This is a genomic window from Vibrio sp. 1151_11 (assembly GCF_029478525.1).
In the GTDB taxonomy this organism is placed as follows: domain Bacteria; phylum Pseudomonadota; class Gammaproteobacteria; order Enterobacterales; family Vibrionaceae; genus Vibrio; species Vibrio anguillarum.
The window spans coordinates 43153-61729 of record NZ_SHMN01000024.1 but is presented as its reverse complement, the minus strand read 5'-3'; the positions used below and the strand labels follow the sequence as shown (position 1 = coordinate 61729).

The window sequence follows — 18577 nt, the reverse complement described above, 5'->3', positions numbered from 1 at the left end:
TCATTAATTATGTTTAGAGCTTGAGAAACATCCATAAAAAAATCCAAGTGCATTAAATACACTTGGATTTTGACAGCTCTGAAGGATCGTTCAACCGATCACTTTGGCCTTAACTGATCGGCATTACCTCAATTGAGGCTCTTTTTGATTCTAAGCGTTATTTAAAACCCGCCTTGCCAAATCATGCCAAATGCAAAAACAGCCACGATCGTTAAAGCACAAGCTCCTAACTTTTCTTTGCCTTGAAAAGGATGAATGCCCTGCTCTCGTTTGGCTTTCATGTAGAAATAGAGCCCAGGTAAGTAGAGTAGCGCGGAGAGCATCAAATAGTGCAAGCCAGAGGCATACAAAAGCCAAATCCCATAAATGGTGGCACAAGAACCTATCACCAGAAGTTTGCCTTTATTCTTCTGTTCAATCGCGATCTTTAACGTAAAGGCACCGATCAAAAAATAGGGAACAAGGATCATTTCTGACGCGAAGATCAGCAGCGTATCGTAGGTACTGCCTGCGTACATCACCAGAATCAGTGAGACCTGAATGCAGACATTGGTTAGAGTTAACGCTTTTACTGGGCTCCCCGCTTCGTTTTGCTGGGCGTAGATGGCAGGAAACATCTTATCTCTAGCACATAAAAATGGCGCTTCGGAGGCCAGGACCGTCCAGCTAAGAAAAGCACCGCACACCGAAATAATTAAGCCAACACCGATAATGTACTCACCCCAAGGACCAAGAATAGTCGTCAGCACTTTGGCCATTGAAGGGTTCTGATATTGCGCCAATTCAACCGGTTTAATCACGCCCATCGACAATAAGGTGACCAATACATAAATGGTCAACGCCGTAAGCAAACCGAGAATAGTCGCTTTACCGATATCAGCACGGTGGCGAGCGCGGCTTGACACAACAACCGCTCCCTCTATTCCGATGAACACCCATACCGTGATCAACATGGTGCTTTTTATTTGATCCAGCAGATCATGGCCAACACCGAAGTGTAAGCCTGTAAAATCCAATGTGAATTTGTCCCAAGAAAAAGCAAAAGCGGCACAAATGATGAACAACACGAGAGGGATCATTTTAGCAAAGGTGGTAATCAGATTAATGAATGCGGCCGTTTGTACTCCTTTTTTGACCAACGCATGCACCAACCAAAGTAATACCGATGCACTCCCAATGGAAAGCCACGTATTACCCGCCCCAAACATCACGTTATCTGGTGTATCAAACAACATGCCTAAGGTACTAAAAACAATTACCAGATAAGAGACATTAGCCACCATGGCGCTAAACCAGTAACCCCATGCGGAACAAAAACCCGCAAAGTCACCAAATCCTTCTCGAGCAAAACCAAATACGCCACTATTAATATGAGGTTTATGAATGGCAAGTTGTTGAAAAGAGAGCGCGAGAAAGATCATACCAACGCCGGTGATCCCCCAACCGATCATTACCGCCAAAGGGCTGGCGACTGAGGCCATGTTTTGTGGCAGGCTAAAAACACCAGCGCCAATCATTGAACCAATGACCAGTGCTGTCAGTGAGCCCAAACCAAGCTTATTATCCATGGGAACTATCCAGTGAGTGTTTACACATTAGAGGAAGGCGCTATTTTAGAGAACATATTTACCAGACATCAATCCCTATGTGATCGCGGTCACTGAGATAGTGAGTCAATAGTCAAATTCATTGCTAGGGATCAAAAAGTTTGTAAGTTCACGACGAAAATAATGCACTGCTCAGTAAAAAAAACCGCATATTACACAGTTCAAAGCATCATCATACAAAAATATTGGTAAAAACCATAAAAAATGCCGCTTGGATGAGCAAGCGGCATTTTTGTATAAGATAAGGTTATTCTTTATTTGGCGAAATCAACACCTAGCTGAATATCACCTTTCAGTGTTGTCAGCATTCCATCTAACGCGGCTTGTTCATAGGCACTCAATGCACCATAGCTCAACACTTCTTCGACACCCTCTTTACCGAGTTTAATCGGTTGTGCAAAGAATGAAGCATGCTCACTACCACCGTCAACGTAGGCACATTCCACAACACCTGGTTCACCTTGTAGTGCTTTGACTAATGATAAGCCAAAACGGCAAGCCGCTTGACCCATTGACAGTGTTGCACTGCCGCCACCCGCCTTCGCTTCCACCACTTCGGTGCCTGCGTTTTGAATGCGCTTAGTTAGTGCTTCCACTTCTTCAGCCGTGAACTCAACCCCTTCAATTTGTGAAAGCAAAGGAAGGATAGTGACGCCTGAGTGGCCGCCAATCACAGGCACAATAATCTCGCTAGGGTTTTTATCTTTTAGCGCCGCGACAAACGTTTCTGAGCGAATCACATCCAACGTTGTCACACCAAATAGCTTACGCTTGTCGTAAACGCCTGCTTTTTTCAAGACTTCCGCTGCAATAGGTACTGTTGTATTAACAGGGTTGGTGATAATGCCCACACAGGCTTTCGGACAGACAACCGCAATCTTTTCAGCCAATGCTTTCACAATGCCAGCGTTAACATTAAACAGATCTGCGCGATCCATACCCGGCTTACGAGCGACACCAGCAGAAACAAGGACTACATCCGCACCTTCAAGCGCAGGTGTTGGATCTTCGCCAGCATAGCCTTTGATCGATACGGGAGTAGGAATGTGGCTTAGATCGGCAGCAACGCCCGGAGTCACCGGTGCGATGTCATACAGCGCCAGATCGGAACCAGCAGGAAGATGGTTTTTAAGTAGAAGTGCTAGGGCTTGACCGATGCCACCAGCGGCACCAATAACAGCTACTTTCATCGTAGTTCTCCTTGAGAATAAATCTCTTATAGATGTTTTTGTGTAGGGTATTTTTAAGCTAGAAAACTATAGCAATCACAATATGATTACAATCAATTAACGCTAGCTTTGCGACCTCGCGCAATTCGCTAAAATCGTGCTACAGCACCGATGGCAATTATGACCTTGTTTATCTTTACCGACAAAGAGTTAAGTTGCCATTCGACCAAAGTTTTACATAAAAGTTTACAGTGACCTTTTAGACACTTTTGGACGATAATTTGGCGATGACTGCATAGCTATGCGAGAATATGCAGCAATAAATGGCTAATCGAAGACGATAACTATGCGCAACAATAATGATAAGCAAGATAATCTGGTTCGTGCTTTTAAAAATCTATTAAAAGAAGAACGTTTTGGATCTCAAGGTGACATTGTCGATGCCCTGCGTAATGAAGGGTTTGATAATATCAACCAATCCAAAGTATCTCGCATGCTGACTAAATTTGGCGCGGTACGCACTCGCAACGCAAAAATGGAGATGGTCTACTGCCTTCCTGCTGAACTCGGTGTACCAACCGTATCAAGTTCACTGCGTGAATTAGTGCTAGATATAGATCACAATGCCGCGCTGGTAGTGATTCATACCGGGCCAGGGGCGGCGCAGCTTATTGCTCGGTTACTTGATTCTCTGGGCAAATCAGAAGGCATCTTGGGTGTGGTGGCCGGTGACGATACCATTTTTATCACACCGACACTGAACGTAACGACAAAGCAGCTGTTTGATTCAGTCTGTGATCTGTTTGATTACGCAGGGTAATTTGTCCCTAAACGTATTTCATCTCACTCTCTAGTAGAATCACACTGAGTCAAGTCGGCGTGATTCTCTTCACATCTTCAGCAATAAGTTGTCACAGCAGAAAGAGGAATAACTCCTTGATAGGCAAGCTATTGCCATATTTTGGCTCTGACAATGACGCTTATTGATAGCCAATTTCGCTACATTTTTTAACATTCCTGTAATTATGTGTCGATTTTTTGGTATTATTTAGCCACTTTTTCAACATACGGATTGAAAAAGATGCCGTTTCTAGATGAGGAAACTCCCCCGATACCCAAACAACTTGAAGTTGCGGGTAGGCGGCAAGTGAGTCAGTCGTCATAAGCATGGATAATTCTGTGATTGGGGTGAACGAACGTAGCCAACACCACAGCAACTTCAGGTGGGAAGGGTGTAACAACAATTATCTATGGGGTTAATAATGAATAAGGAAGGAAAATTCATGGCATTGAATAAATTGATTAAAGTTGGAATTATTGCAGCAGCGGTCATGGGTACAGGTACGTTAAGCGCACAAGAGTTCATTACGATTGGTACAGGATCCGTCACTGGTGTTTACTACCCGACAGGTGGTGCTATTTGTAAGCTGGTTAATAAAGGGCGTAAAGATCACAACATTCGCTGCTCAGTAGAATCAACAGGCGGATCGATCTACAACGTGAACACGATTCGTGCAGGTGAACTCGATTTCGGTATTGTTCAATCTGACTGGCAGTACCATGGTTATAACGGTACCAGTGAATTTGCCGAGCAAGGCCCGAATAAAAAACTGCGCGCAGTATTTTCCCTTCATACCGAACCTTTTAATATCATTGCCCGCGCCGATTCAGGCATTGAAAACGTGGCTGACTTGAAAGGTAAACGTGTCAACATTGGTAACCCAGGTTCTGGTGACAGGGCAACCATGGCTGTTGTGATGGATGCATTTGGTTGGACCAATGACAGCTTCAAACTGGCTTCTGAGCTCAAAGGCTCTGAGCGCTCTCAAGCATTGTGCGACAATAAAATAGATGCCTTTATTTATATGGTTGGCCATCCAAATGGTTCAATCAAAGAAGCAACGACCTCATGCGATGCAAAACTCGTCTCTGCTACTGGCCCTGAAATTGAAAAAATTGTTGCCAATAACCCTTACTACGCTTACAGCACGATTCCTGCTGGCATGTACCGTGGAACAGATAAAGATGTAACCAGTTTTGGTGTGGCTGCGACCTTGGTATCAAGCACTGATGTGTCTGATGAAGTCGCATACAATTTGGTCAAAGCGGTATTTGAAGATTTTGATACCTTTAAACGTCTTCACCCTGCCTTTGCTAACTTGAAAAAAGAAGACATGGTGAAAGCGGGGATCTCCATTCCTCTTCATCCTGGCGCAGAAAAATATTACAAAGAAATCGGTCTGCTAAAATAATTTCGCATCGCGAAAACCAACAATAGCGATACCGAATCAAAGGAGGCTGAACGTCTCCTTTGATTGCCCTTTCAGTCACGAGCGATATGCCCTTTATCCCTTGGCGTTATGGTCAGCGATGATGGCCTGTCCTCTTACGTTCACAACGACTCTCTGGGCACATTTGGGTTTTAAATGATTTAACAACCCACCTTTTGTTCTGTTCCGCAATAGCCCACTTCTCATTAGCAGTGAATTGACCCTGTGACCAACCGAGACGTAGGCAGCCAATAATAAGGATAACGTACATGACGAAGACACTTACTCCGTCAACCGATGTGCAGGAAATGGTAGCGCAATCTGATACCGGCGCAAGAAACCCTCACGGCTTGCCGGGGCGCATTTTGTGGTTTGTCCCACTATGTTGGTCACTATTCCAACTTTGGTATGCTTCACCGCTGCCCTTTATTTTTAACTTTGCCATCTTAAACGATACGCAAGCACGAGCCATTCACCTCACATTCGCTGTTTTTCTCGCCTTTACTGCCTACCCTGCGTTAAAAAACTCACCACGCGATCGCATTCCATTGATTGATTGGATTTTGGCATTGGCGGGCAGTTTCTCTGCTGCTTACATCTATTTATTTTACAATGAGTTGGCTGGTCGCTCTGGTGCGCCAACCTTGATTGATATAGCGGTCTCCGTCACAGGAATGGTGCTATTACTTGAAGCAACACGTCGAGCGTTAGGGCCACCGCTAATGTTGGTCGCAGCACTCTTTTTGCTCTACACCTTTGGTGGCCCACACATGCCGGATGTGATCGCTCATAAAGGAGCGAGCCTAAACAAAGCGATGTCTCATTTATGGCTGACCACTGAAGGGGTTTTTGGGGTGGCTCTTGGAGTTTCCACCTCTTTTGTGTTCTTGTTTGTTCTATTTGGCGCAATGCTTGAACGAGCTGGCGCAGGTTCCTATTTTATCAAAGTAGCCTTTTCATTGTTGGGCCACATGCGAGGCGGTCCCGCGAAAGCAGCGGTTGTGGCCTCAGGCTTATCAGGGCTAGTGTCTGGCTCATCGATTGCAAACGTAGTTACCACCGGCACTTTTACCATTCCCTTGATGAAACGTGTCGGCTTTCCCGGAACAAAGGCGGGCGCTGTTGAAGTAGCCGCTTCCACCAATGGCCAATTAACCCCGCCTATCATGGGGGCTGCCGCATTTTTAATGGTGGAATATGTCGGTATTTCCTATGTTGAAGTGATCCGTGCGGCGCTACTGCCAGCGCTTATCTCTTATATTGCCTTAATTTATATTGTCCATTTGGAAGCCTGCAAAGCAGGAATGAAAGGCCTACCTCGCCGTCATACACCGACATGGGTGCAAAGTTTACTTTCATTTACGGGTACTATTTTAGGGCTTTGCGTTCTCAGCGCTGTTGTTTACTACGGCATTGGTTGGACCAAAGAGGTGTTTGGTGACGCCGCTACTCCAATTGTTACGGTTGCGCTTTTACTGACTTATGTCGCTCTGATTAAAATCTCATCTCGCTACGCCTCAGAAAGTGCAATGGATATGGATATCCAAGAAGTACCCGACCCTGGGCCGACGGTAAAATCAGGGCTTCATTACCTGCTACCTATTGTGGTGCTCGTATGGTGTTTGACGGTCGAGCGCTTCTCGCCTGGATTATCCGCTTTTTGGGCCACGATATTTATGGTCTTCATTTTAATCACTCAGCGGCCAATCATGTCGTTACTCAATAAGAGCAACGATTTGAACACGCAAGTGAAGGCTGGGTTTGTTGATCTTGCCGAAAGCTTGGTTTCGGGCGCGCGGAATATGATTGGCATTGGTGTAGCAACCGCAGCCGCTGGCACTGTTGTCGGTGTCGTCACCTTGACTGGTATTGGCTTAGTGATGACCGATTTTGTTGAGTTTATCTCCGGTGGCAGCGTCATACTGATGCTGATTTTTACCGCCGTGATCAGCCTCATTCTTGGTATGGGCTTACCGACCACCGCCAACTACATCGTCGTATCAACCTTAATGGCTCCCGTCATTGTGACACTGGGAGCCGCTCATGGTCTTATCATCCCATTGATTGCCGTACACTTATTTGTGTTCTATTTCGGCATTTTGGCAGATGACACCCCACCAGTTGGCTTGGCGGCATTTGCCGCAGCAGCTATCGCTAAATCAGACCCTATTCGTACAGGTATTCAAGGGTTTGCTTACGATATTCGTACCGCCATTTTGCCCTTTATGTTCGTATTCAACACTCAACTACTGCTAATGGGAATTGATACATGGTGGCACTTAGCGTTAACCATTTTCTCGGCCATTACCGCAATGCTGCTGTTTTCTGCTGCGACTCAAGGTTGGTGGCTAACTCGCAATAAGTGGTGGGAAACCGTCTTGTTGTTGGTGCTGACGTTCTCGTTCTTCCGACCCGGTTTTTGGTGGGACATGATTTATCCTGCGAGCGAACTGCACCCAGGCACAGAGATAGCGCAAATTGTAGAAAACCTCGATGTGGGTCAATCGATAGAGCTTATCGTCGCTGGTGAAACCATTGAAGGTGATTACTTATCAAAAACAGTACTACTCCCTTTTGAGGATCAAGCCGCAACGGCAGAGCAGCGTATTCAATCAATGGGACTAACCTTGAAAGAAACAAGCAATCGTATGCTAGTGGATATGATTGAGTTCGGCAGCCCAGCAGAAGCAGCAGGTATAGATTTTGATTGGGAAATCCGCTCAATTGTAGTGGAAAGCCAACGTCCGATGAAAGAGTGGGTCTTCTTACCTGCATTATTACTAGTGCTGACGCTAGCTTGGAATCAAAAACGCCGTATGAGAACACAAGAAATACGCGCTTAATCAATATGCCTAGCACGAGCTAGGCATATACTTTACGGAAACAAGGTGCTCTAAAGCACCCTATCGTAGATGAGATAATCCATAATGTATAAACACATCCTTGTTCCAGTAGACCTTAATGAAAAAGGCTTTTCTGACAAAGCCGTTGAACTTGCTGTTTGGCACGCGACACATTCCAATGCTGAAATTCATCTTTTAAATGTATTACCTGGTATCCACATGTCGATGGTCGCCACATACTTCCCGAAAGATGCCGCGGCGAAAATGAAAGAAGACGTCAAGCAACAGCTAAAACAGTTTGCTGCTCAACATATCGCTGGCGAAATAATCTACAAACTGCATGTAGCGGAAGGTAAAGCCTACACCACCATTTTAGATTACGCAGAAAAGCTCGGAGCTGATTTGATTATCATGCCAAGCCATAAACGATCGAAGATCGATAAAGTGATGCTGGGATCGGTGGCCAGTAAAGTAGTGCAAAACTCGCCAATCAATGTACTGGTTGTCAAGCCGCAAGGATAGAAACCCTGCATCGTCATAAAAAAGCGCATCAGGCGCTTTTTTTTATGCCAACGATAAGCGCCTCAGTTAGGAATTGGCTATCAAACTAATAGGCTCAATTACCTTTACTTGTTGAGAATAATTATCAATAATGTTTACATCAACCCGATAACCGTTTAGGTGAACATTATGAAAAAAACGCTTAGCTTTGCCGCGATCCATTTCAGTATTGCGTTTACCGTCGTTTATCTACTTACGGGCGACATTATTCTTGGTAGTCTGATTGCCATGCTTGAGCCGATGGTCAATACCGTTGCTTTTTACTTTCACGAAAAAGTATGGGCGCACTACGCCCCACTGCGCCGCTACTCACAATCGGCCAAAATTAAAACAGGTAGCTTTGCTGTAGTGCACTTCAGTGTTGCATTTAGCGTGGCATATATCATGACCGGAAGTTTTATCATTGGTGGTGTGTTAGCCATGATCGAACCGAGTATTAATACGTGTGCTTACTACTTCTACGAGAAGTTTTGGCAAAAGAGGCATCCGCAAGAATGGTCACCAATGAAATGCTCTCATTAACTGTACGTTGATCAGATAGGAAAATGGGTAACACAGAGATCTTCGCTTAACGCGATATGGAAGGATTGCTGCTGACCATCAAGTTGCACCGATAAGGTATACAAATCATTCGGGTTAAGCTGTGTAAGATCTGCGTACTTCGGCGCTTCCACTTGAAATAAAGCACTGGCATGCTGATGACGTACATCAATAGGTAACTGATAGCTCATACCATTAAATTTCACCACCGCGGAAACTAATCCTGGTGCGTAGGTTTGATAATGTAAGTGAACCAAAAACTCACAGCCACCACCATAGTGCCAGATTTGCTCAGTGGTAACATGCTCTAAACGAACATGACGAATGCATTGCAGATAAGGCTCTTGCCAAATACCCATTCGCTCATCGTATTTCTTCACCGAGTGGTGTCCCAATGGGCATAATTGCGGTAAATCTTGATCCTCCAGCAACCACTCTTCTTCTTGCTCAACAAACAAAATTTCGAATCGATTGCGGCCGAGTTGCAGCAAAGGCCGAATGTCTTTTTTATACACAGCTTGACTACCATCACAATCAAATAGTGCCACACCGTTTAAACGTATTTCCGCATAAAAATCGATCCCCTCAAGCACAAGATCAATTGCAGCAAAACCAAGCATCACTTCATCCACCTCAACATCATGCATCAAATGCCACTCTTGCTCGGCAATTTGTGCTTCTGTCATATCGTGAGGTAATACTTGGCTAAGAGGCGCAGGAAAACAAAGATCATCTTGCGGGATCGATAAATCAGTCAACGGTGAAAGCTGCCAAAAGCCAGCAAGAGAAATTCGCATAATAAACTTGAGCTAGATCAATGTTGAGCGATTATATACAAAATAAATAAAGATGTGCTGACAAAAATAATGATTCGTCACTAAAGTGCCCCACTAGCTTTGCATAGCTAAAAAAAATACCAGCCAAAGGGCTGGTATCTCACATTAAGGTAAATAACGCCTAATCACTCTTGGTCGTCTTCATCTTCTTCATCGTCGTATAGCGCATCTTCACCTTCGTAGTAAGTGCCCCAGCCGTCGTAAATAATGTCATATTTTTCAGCAAGTTGAATAAGCTTCTCTGCCTGTTCATCGATCGCTTCGGCCTTCAGTACCGATTGCATAGTCGCGTCACAGCACAATAGTTTATTGCCGTCTTCATCTTCTGTTTCTTCTGCTTCAAGCACTTCAAAGCCCATTTTAAAGGCTTCAACAACCGCTTTTTCTAGCGTGTCAAAATCTTCAGCAAATAGGTGGTGCTCTATCTCATATAACGCATCTGGATCACTGCCATCTTCGAGCAGGGCTTGAATGATGTCGCGAGTATCTTCTTTTTGAATTTCGATTAACTCTTCAACGGATACGTAGTCATCTTGCTGAGGTTGAGACATAAGGTGCTCCAGATTTGGCTAAATGTAGACTATACTCCATCAACTTGGCGTTGCAGATAGGCGGCAAGTGAGTTCATCCCCATGAACATAGATAAACTATGTGACTGGGGTGAGCAAACGTAGCCAGCACCGCTGCAACTTCACGTCGGAAGGGTATAAATGAATTTCGACGAAATATGGCATGGTTCGCCTAAAATTGCCACCAACAACGTACCGCGATCTTTATCTTTCTAAAGGATCACTGCTCAATCAAGTACAGATTAAATAAAAAATACTTTAATTTAACAATTTATTTTCATTTTGCTAATTCAGTAGATTATCTGCCTGATGATTTGCTCTTTCACCGCATTAAACTGCCTGTTTATCAAACATTCATGCATAGCGAAAAAGGTCGCTTTGGCTAAACATGCCCGCATTATGCACTTTTTATGTAAATAACCGCATAGAAAATCACTTATTCTTCATGCTTAATTCACCCTCCTCTGAGCCAAAAACGCATAACAAAGCACTTTGCCGTTATTAGGCTTATTTGGCTAGTTTTGGAGTTATTTTTTAATAAGCGCACACTTTAAAGCATACACAACTATAAGTTCACAAAATAACAGCCAATACCACCACTAAGTAGACTTGCATCGTTCGCTTAAGCTTGTCATAAAGAACATGAGAAATAAGAGTAGGGATACAAAATGAATAAGCTGTACGTTGGATCTGAAGTTGGGCAACTGCGCCGAGTATTACTCAATCGGCCAGAGCGTGCCTTAACTCATCTTACACCGTCGAACTGTCATGAACTGTTATTTGATGATGTGCTTGCCGTAGAAGATGCAGGAAAAGAGCATGATGCCTTTGCCAACACGTTGAAGGACCAAAATGTTGAAGTGCTGTTGCTGCATGATCTCTTAGTCGAAACCTTAGCCGTTGCCGATGCCAAAGCGTGGTTGCTCGATACGCAAATTTCTGATTTTCGCTATGGTCCCACTTTGGCGCGCGATCTGCGCTGCTATTTAGCTGACATGAATAACGAACACCTCGCCACTCTGCTACTCGGTGGTCTTGCTTATTCCGAACTGCCCATCCACTCATCTTCGATGCTACCTAAAATGCATCGTCCGTTAGATTTTGTGATTGAACCGTTGCCCAATCATCTCTTTACCCGCGATACCTCTTGCTGGGTGTATGGCGGCGTATCGCTTAATCCGATGATGAAACCAGCACGCCAACGTGAAACCAACCATTTACGCGCCATTTATCGTTGGCATCCTGTATTTGCAGGAGAGAATTTTATCAAGTATTTCGGTGATGAAGATCTGCACTACGATAATGCCAATATTGAAGGGGGCGACGTACTGGTGATCGGTAAAGGTGCGGTGTTGATTGGTATTTCCGAACGCACGACGGTGCAAGGGGTAGAAAATTTTGCTGCGAGTTTATTTAAACATGGGCAGGCCAAAGAGGTGATTGCCGTTAACCTGCCTAAACACCGCTCCTGTATGCATTTAGATACGGTGATGACACATATGGATGTCGACACCTTTTCTGTTTACCCCGAAATTATGCGTCATGATTTAGAAACATGGCGTTTAACGCCGAAAGGCGATGGCGGGATGAACGTCGATTCAATGCCAAGTTATGTTAATGCGATTGAACGCGCGTTAGGTTTGGACAAACTCAAAATCATCACCACTGGTGGTGATAGCTATGAGGCTGAGCGCGAGCAATGGAATGACGCCAACAACGTGCTAACGGTTAAACCCGGAGTTGTGATTGGCTACGAGCGCAATGTCTACACTAACGAGAAATACGATAAGGCGGGCATCAAAGTATTAACCATCCCCGGCAATGAACTCGGCCGAGGCCGAGGCGGCGCGCGCTGCATGAGCTGCCCGATCGAGCGAGATGATATTTAACCTTTTCAATTCAACGCAGTGAATAAAAGAGATAAAAAAGCGGCGCATCAAAACGCCGCTTTTTATTTGCTTACGCTGCGCGATACAAACCACGTCAGCTCTGAGCGAGTAACAACGTTATTCGGTGCCACCAACAGTGAGCGAATCTAGCTTAAGCGTAGGCTGCCCTACTCCAACAGGCACACTTTGTCCTGCTTTACCGCACACTCCAACGCCGCGATCAAGGCTCAAATCGTTACCCACCATCGAGACTTGTTGCATTGCCTCAATGCCAGAACCTATCAAGGTTGCACCTTTGATTGGATAAGTAATTTTTCCGTTTTCAATCATATAGGCTTCAGAGGCAGAGAACACAAATTTACCCGAGGTGATATCCACTTGGCCACCGCCAAAGTTGGGCGCATAAACGCCTTTCTTCACTGTTGAAATGATCTCTTCTGGCGTATGTTCACCCGGCAACATGTAAGTGTTGGTCATGCGCGGCATCGGTAAATGTGCGTACGATTCACGACGCCCATTACCCGTAGGATTCACCCCCATCAAACGTGCGTTGAGTTTGTCTTGTATGTAGCCTTTCAACACGCCATTTTCAATTAAGGTGTTGTATTGACCATTGACACCTTCATCGTCGACATTGAGCGAGCCACGCAGATCTTTCAGTGTGCCATCGTCAACAATCGTACAAAGCGTTGAGGTTACTTTCTGGCCAATTTTACCGGAGAAAACAGAAGATCCTTTGCGGTTAAAATCACCTTCTAAGCCATGCCCTACCGCTTCGTGAAGCAAGACACCCGGCCAACCAGAACCGAGCACAACAGGCATCGCGCCAGCGGGAGCTGCGACAGCTTCAAGGTTGACTAAGGCTTGTCGGATAGCTTCATCGGCAAACTGAAACGCAACTTTACGGCCATCTTGTTCGGTGAGGAAAAAGTCATAACCAAAACGACCACCACCACCAGAGCTGCCTCGCTCGCGGCGATCACCTTTTTGTGCTAACACGCTGATCGACAAACGGACCAACGGGCGGATATCGCCTGCGTAAGTCCCATCGGTTGCAGCAACTAACATCTGTTCATGCACACCACTTAAGCTCACCGAGACTTCTTGGATCAAAGGCTCTTTGGTACGAATGTAAGCATCCAGCTCTTGCAGTAATTCTGTTTTTTGCTTTTTTTCCCAACTGGTTAATGGGTTATCCGCCGCATAATAGGCTTGATTATCGCTACGTTTAAAGGCTTGAACACAACCACTTTTACCTTGCTGCGCAATGCCTCGTGCGGCTATTGCACTCTGTTTCAAACCTTCTAATTGGATTTGATCTGAATAAGCAAAACCCGTTTTTTCACCTGTGATGGCGCGCACACCAACACCGCAATCGATATTAAATGAGCCGTCTTTAATAATGCTGTCTTCGAGCACTAAAGATTCATGCCAGCTCGACTGAAAATAGATATCGGCATAATCAATTTGACGAGTGGCAATTGTCGCTAGTGTATCTGCAATATCTTGCTCGGTTAATCCTGCCGGTTTTAATAGTGCATCTTCAATGCGGTTAATACTCATAGTGTGCTCTTATTATCTATAAACTGATTGGTGAATCGGGTGTGTGCAGCAATGGGCATTTTTTGTCGAACTTGATCAACGTAAGCCAAGTCAATATCGGCGACTAAATTCCCCACTTGCTGGTTTAAGCTTGCAATAACCTCACCCCAAGGGCTGATGACCATCGAATGACCCCATGTCTCGCGCCCACATGGATGAAGCCCAGCTTGCCCAACCGCAACAACCCAACACTGATTCTCTATCGCTCGGGCTCTTAACAAGACTTCCCAATGTGCCTTTCCGGTCACCGCCGTAAAGGCCGCAGGAACCACTAATATCTGAGCACTCTGCACTCTTAATTGAGAATAGAGGTGCGGAAAACGCACATCATAGCAGATGGAAAGGCCAATTTGACCAAATGGCGTCGACGCAACACTCAGCTTTGTGCCGCAGGTAAAAGTTTCCGATTCTCGATAGCGCTGGTGGCCGTCAGCGACATCGACATCAAACATGTGCAGCTTGTCGTAGTGCGCGACAAGATCGCCACTGGCATCAAACAGCAAGGAGCTGGTCGTTACCCCAACTTTACGACGAATAGGCATGCTGCCCACCAACAACCACACCCGATGAAAGCGGGCCATGGCAGCCAATTGGCTCTGCAAGGGCCCTTGCCCCAATGGCTCGGCATATTGGTGGTACTGTTGTCGCGTGCCAAACACCAGTGCATTTTCCGGCGTGACAATCCACTGCACGCCTTGCTCCACAAGTAGTGACACTTGCTGTTCGATATAGGCCAAATTCTGCGCAGGTTCAGAGCTTGACGTCATTTGAATAAGTCCAACGCGATCCATGCCTACTTCCCTATTTTTCAGTCAATTTTCTCAACTTTTCTGGCAATTTAAACTCGCCCCTACTACGTGAAAGCTCTTTAACAACCGGTGAATTAATTGGTCCTTTAACCTCATAATTGACTTGGGTAAAGACTTCAACCACAGGTGCAATCACGGTCGTAATGGCTAGGACATACAGCGCTGTTTGCGGCGTCACCGCAAAAGCCGTCAAGACGGGAATTCCTGATGTGATGTCTGGTACAAAATTCACCTCAGCATCAACAGTACGGCTATTGAGATCCGCTAAGCCTTTAATGGTCATTTCACCGGCAACAGCATCCATTTTGATGTTGTTGGTAACAAAAATCCCTTGCGAAATTTCACCACTGCCCGTAATTGAGTTAAAGGCCATTCCTTTATCAAACACGTCACTAAAATCGAGCTGCATTTTACGGATAATGGAATCTAAACTGAATAATCCGAGTAAACGAGCGGCACCGCTGACATCAGAAACGACACCTTTACCCATAGTAGTCTCTATCTTGCCTTCTAAGCTGTCGATCTTCATTGACCAAGGCGCGCCATCCCATTCGGTTTGACTCGACATTTCAAATGGCGCTCTTTGGATACCGGAGCTGATGCCAAAGCGCTCCATCAAATCGCTATTATTGTCACCTTTCATGGTGAGATTCAGTTGGGTATGGCTACGCTCATCACCTTGTGCGTCTTTATTCAACGTCCAAGCACCACTGATATTGACTTGGTTTGAACCACTACTGATATCAATCTTCTTCCATTGCAAAGTATCACCTTGCCGTTGGAAGTCCATATTCATCTTGCCCACCTTGTAACCCTGCAACCAAAAATCATCAATGGCCAAAGTTAAGTTTGGCACCAATCGATGAAACTGTCGGTCAAAATCAGTAATAAGCGGCTCAGACTGGCGATCTTGATCAACCAACAGTGATTTTTTGGAGCTGTCCTCCAACTCAGGAATGTAAACGTGCAAGCGTTCAAGCGAGACGGACAAATCATAAGGTTCAATATAACTCGCTTGGCCTTTTGCTTCTTGGCTCTCGAGCTGTGCGTACCAACCGAGATTTTTACGTCTGGCATTAAAATCAACATCGTGCCATTCAATTCCCGCTAGTAGAAGTGCTTTGACGTTGATGTCCACTCTCTCTGGTGGTGGGATCTCAGGAGTATTCATCTCCGCTAGAGCTGATTTTTTCTTCGGTTGAGGCTCATTGGCCAAACTCAACCATTCATCCAAATTAAAGGTATCGCTGCGGATCTGCGCATGGTGGCCAACCACTGGGCTGATTTTGAAATTGCCGCTCCCTACTATGAGATTGGTGGCTGTCAGGCGTGGTTTTTTCGATGTGATATCGATTTCAGCTTGGTATTTCGCTTGTGGTAATTGTAGGCGAGCGGTGATCGACTCTTGGTTACCCGATGCTTGCAAGTGAGCTTTGCCTGCCACGTTGAAGGCTTTTTTTAGCGGGTAAGGGTAATCACTTTCTACCATTTTTAAATCGGCTAAGGTGTCGATTTGATAAGTGAAACCGACATCATTGAGCTGAATATCAACGCCCATTTGCCAAGGAGCATGCCCTTTTAAACGGTTTAGCCAGCGCTCACCGACAAAAGGCGTCAGGGGTTTAATATCCCAGTCTCCCACCACATCAATATTCACCGCGTAACCTTGGCTGGCATTTTCACCTTTAAAATCAATCGCGATCGGTTGAGTCAGCAGATCAGCCGACAAACCGGCTGCCGTCACAACGTCATTATCAAATTCAATTTTGCCAGAGACACCCTCAAGCACCATTGGCGGTGCATCAATTTCCACGTGGTTATTATTTAAATTCGCCCAACCCCATGCTCGGGGTTCCTGTTCACTATCAAAAGGGATACGAAGCTGAAATTCAGATTGCACTTCGCCACTGACTTGGATCGCCGTTAACGCCGCTCCCACCGAATCCACTAAAGGCGTTGAGGTCATATAGTCGCGTACGGCATTGCCTTGGGCTGTTGCACTGGCTTCGATTTCGATGTGTCCACCTTCGGCTAGCTCAGGTATTCGCCCTGTGATCCGCTGGGCAGTGACATCCATTAAGGTCGCAGAGTGTGAATCAAGGTACATCGCATCGTTTTCAAACAGCAGATCGAGTTGCAAATTGGTGATCGGCGGCCACGCCGTATCAAAACTAAATTTCGCCTCTTTTAAACCAACCCAAGCTTGGAATACGCCATTGTTTTGTTGGTAGGGAAAATCGCCAAGTTCACCATACCAAAGCAGTTTAGCAGTGTTGGCTTTACCACCTTGAATCGCAGTAGAGAGATAGTCTGTTAACTTGCGCCCCAATGCTAAGGTGGGCAAATAACGCCAAGTTTCACCTGCATTGTATAAGTCCGCTTCCGCATAAAATGAAAGTAAAGGGCTGCGTTTTTCAGGAAAATCGAGACGAAATGATCCAAGCACTTGTAAGTCTGGCGTCGCCGCAGTCACTTTACTGGCCCACAATGACCAGCCATCGGCTTGCTTTTGCCACACAACATCAGCTTCACCTTGACGAATATTCAATGGTGCTTGGAAAACATCACCATAAGGTAACACGTCATCAATCAGCGTCACTTTGGCGCGGGCACTCTCCATGCTACCTGCAATGGAAGCTTTGAGATGGTGTACTTGTGGCAATAACTGCCATTGCGCCATGGCGCCATCACTGAGTTCGGCAGAATAACGAAGCGATTGCAGGCTATCTCCTTTGCTGAGCCGAATATCTTCTAAGGTGCCCCCCAAATCCAATTGCTGCAAAAGCTCGTTCGTTTTGCTGGAATCGGGCATCATTTTCACAAAGGGAAGCAAAGTTTTTATGTCTAACTGCGACAAGTTCAAACGCCATTGCGTCGGTTGCCATTCAAACGCGGCATCAAGTTTAGGCCACACTTCGTCATCCGTGCGCAACTGAAGTGAGTAAGCGTTAACTTGCCATCCTTGTTCAATAGGTAACAGTTTGATGATTCCCGACTCTAACAACAGTTCATGCTGACGCTCTTCACCCCAAACCAGTTCCGAGGGCTTAAGTTCGACATAGCCATCTTTGGGTTGGTTATGTTCTAAGGTCAGCCAGGCATTAAAACTCACCTGTCCTTTCTTAATGCCGGTTTCGTCTTTGAGATAACGAGTCAACCACGGGTTTATTTTGATATTGTCAGCGCTAACATAGAAGCGGCCTGAAATATCGCGTAGTGAACCATGATCTTCAAAGTTAGCACTCACTAACAGAGAGTTAATACTGGTATCAGCGATGCTCACCACGCCTTCAGCTTTATGTTGCTGAGCGTTATTTTTCCACCGAAGACGTTCAATATCTAACTGGCGAATCTCCCCCGCGACAGATTGATAGAAAACCGTCGAGTCGAGTAGCGCAAAATCATCCAATTGCCGCAACAGTAGGTTGTCTAAACGTTGAATGACATTGCCTTGTGTGCGGCTCTGTTGGTTATCTTCAGCCTGTAGCTCAAGCCAGTTTACCGAGCGAATATCCAATTTGAGTTGATGAATACTGAGATCCGCGACCACAGGTTGCATTTGCAGTATTGACTGAATGAGGTCAAATTCAACATCGATTTGCTGCGCAGAAAAGTGAATTTGCGATCCATCAGGTAGCTTTGCTTTTAGCCCCTTAAGTGCAATTGACGGGTGAGTATTACGCCAAAAACCAGTGACCTCACTTAATTCAAATTCAAAACCTGAATTTTGGTTGATCAACGTTTGTATTTCGCCTTGGAAACGATTCATTTGTGGCAAAAACACACGCAAGGTGGTGACAGCAACAGCCAGCACCACTAGCACGCAAACGATAAACCACAATACTATTCGCCAAAGGCGCGTAAAAGTTGAGATCACAAAAG

13 protein-coding genes are annotated in these 18577 nt (G+C 45.5%); 6 read left to right on the top strand and 7 right to left on the bottom strand.

Annotated elements, in window-relative coordinates; genetic code table 11:
- Window positions 1-161: 161 nt before the first annotated feature.
- Window positions 162-1568 (bottom strand): basic amino acid/polyamine antiporter, encoded by a 1407-nt coding sequence (locus tag EXZ60_RS15655; RefSeq protein WP_017050650.1) that lies wholly within the window; start codon window positions 1566-1568, stop codon window positions 162-164.
- A 293-nt stretch (window positions 1569-1861) separates the two neighbouring features.
- A complete protein-coding gene (mdh, locus tag EXZ60_RS15650) occupies window positions 1862-2797 on the bottom strand; it encodes a malate dehydrogenase (protein ID WP_017043806.1) in 936 nt (311 codons plus the stop codon).
- Window positions 2798-3122: 325 nt separating this feature from the next.
- On the opposite strand from mdh, the gene argR reads away from it, so the two are divergent.
- The 5 genes from argR (at window position 3123) to EXZ60_RS15625 (ending at window position 8972) form a co-directional block, all read left to right on the top strand.
- Window positions 3123-3596, top strand: a complete 474-nt coding sequence (gene argR / locus EXZ60_RS15645; RefSeq protein WP_013857844.1) for a transcriptional regulator ArgR — start codon at window positions 3123-3125, stop codon at window positions 3594-3596.
- Window positions 3597-4059: 463 nt separating this feature from the next.
- A complete protein-coding gene (locus tag EXZ60_RS15640) occupies window positions 4060-5028 on the top strand; it encodes a TAXI family TRAP transporter solute-binding subunit (protein ID WP_026027829.1) in 969 nt (322 codons plus the stop codon).
- Window positions 5029-5315: 287 nt separating this feature from the next.
- The gene (locus EXZ60_RS15635) at window positions 5316-7889 is read left to right on the top strand and encodes a TRAP transporter permease (RefSeq protein ID WP_277435936.1); all 2574 of its coding nucleotides are present in this window, start codon (window positions 5316-5318) and stop codon (window positions 7887-7889) included.
- Window positions 7890-7973: 84 nt separating this feature from the next.
- Complete coding sequence (locus EXZ60_RS15630) at window positions 7974-8411, top strand: universal stress protein (RefSeq protein WP_277435935.1); 438 nt, start codon at window positions 7974-7976, stop codon at window positions 8409-8411.
- Between the two features lie 168 nt (window positions 8412-8579).
- Window positions 8580-8972, top strand: a complete 393-nt coding sequence (locus EXZ60_RS15625) for a DUF2061 domain-containing protein (protein WP_026027587.1) — start codon at window positions 8580-8582, stop codon at window positions 8970-8972.
- 11 nt (window positions 8973-8983) lie between these two features.
- Here the strand turns inward: EXZ60_RS15625 and EXZ60_RS15620 are convergent, their stop codons facing one another.
- Both EXZ60_RS15620 and rraB read right to left on the bottom strand, forming a co-directional pair.
- Complete coding sequence (locus EXZ60_RS15620; RefSeq protein WP_013857849.1) at window positions 8984-9787, bottom strand: hypothetical protein; 804 nt, start codon at window positions 9785-9787, stop codon at window positions 8984-8986.
- Between the two features lie 164 nt (window positions 9788-9951).
- Window positions 9952-10377: a ribonuclease E inhibitor RraB gene (rraB, locus tag EXZ60_RS15615; protein ID WP_017046663.1), complete on the bottom strand. Its 426-nt coding sequence runs from the start codon at window positions 10375-10377 to the stop codon at window positions 9952-9954.
- A gap of 686 nt (window positions 10378-11063) precedes the next feature.
- Here rraB and arcA point away from each other — a divergent pair.
- Complete coding sequence (arcA, locus tag EXZ60_RS15610; RefSeq protein ID WP_019282022.1) at window positions 11064-12284, top strand: arginine deiminase; 1221 nt, start codon at window positions 11064-11066, stop codon at window positions 12282-12284.
- A 117-nt stretch (window positions 12285-12401) separates the two neighbouring features.
- On the opposite strand, the gene tldD is transcribed toward arcA, so the two are convergent.
- Genes tldD through EXZ60_RS15595 form a run of 3 tightly spaced genes read right to left on the bottom strand, consistent with a single transcriptional unit; the run spans window position 12402 to window position 18572 of the window.
- Window positions 12402-13847, bottom strand: coding sequence for a metalloprotease TldD (gene tldD, locus EXZ60_RS15605; RefSeq protein WP_170889050.1), 1446 nt, complete (start codon window positions 13845-13847; stop codon window positions 12402-12404).
- Window positions 13844-14677, bottom strand: a complete 834-nt coding sequence (locus tag EXZ60_RS15600; protein WP_277435934.1) for a carbon-nitrogen hydrolase family protein — start codon at window positions 14675-14677, stop codon at window positions 13844-13846. Before EXZ60_RS15600 ends, tldD begins: the two co-directional genes overlap by 4 nt.
- Before the next feature lie 10 nt (window positions 14678-14687).
- Window positions 14688-18572 carry a YhdP family protein gene (locus EXZ60_RS15595; RefSeq protein ID WP_017047089.1) on the bottom strand — a complete coding sequence of 1295 codons (3885 nt, stop codon included), beginning with the start codon at window positions 18570-18572 and terminating at the stop codon, window positions 14688-14690.
- Between the last annotated feature and the right edge of the window lie 5 nt (window positions 18573-18577).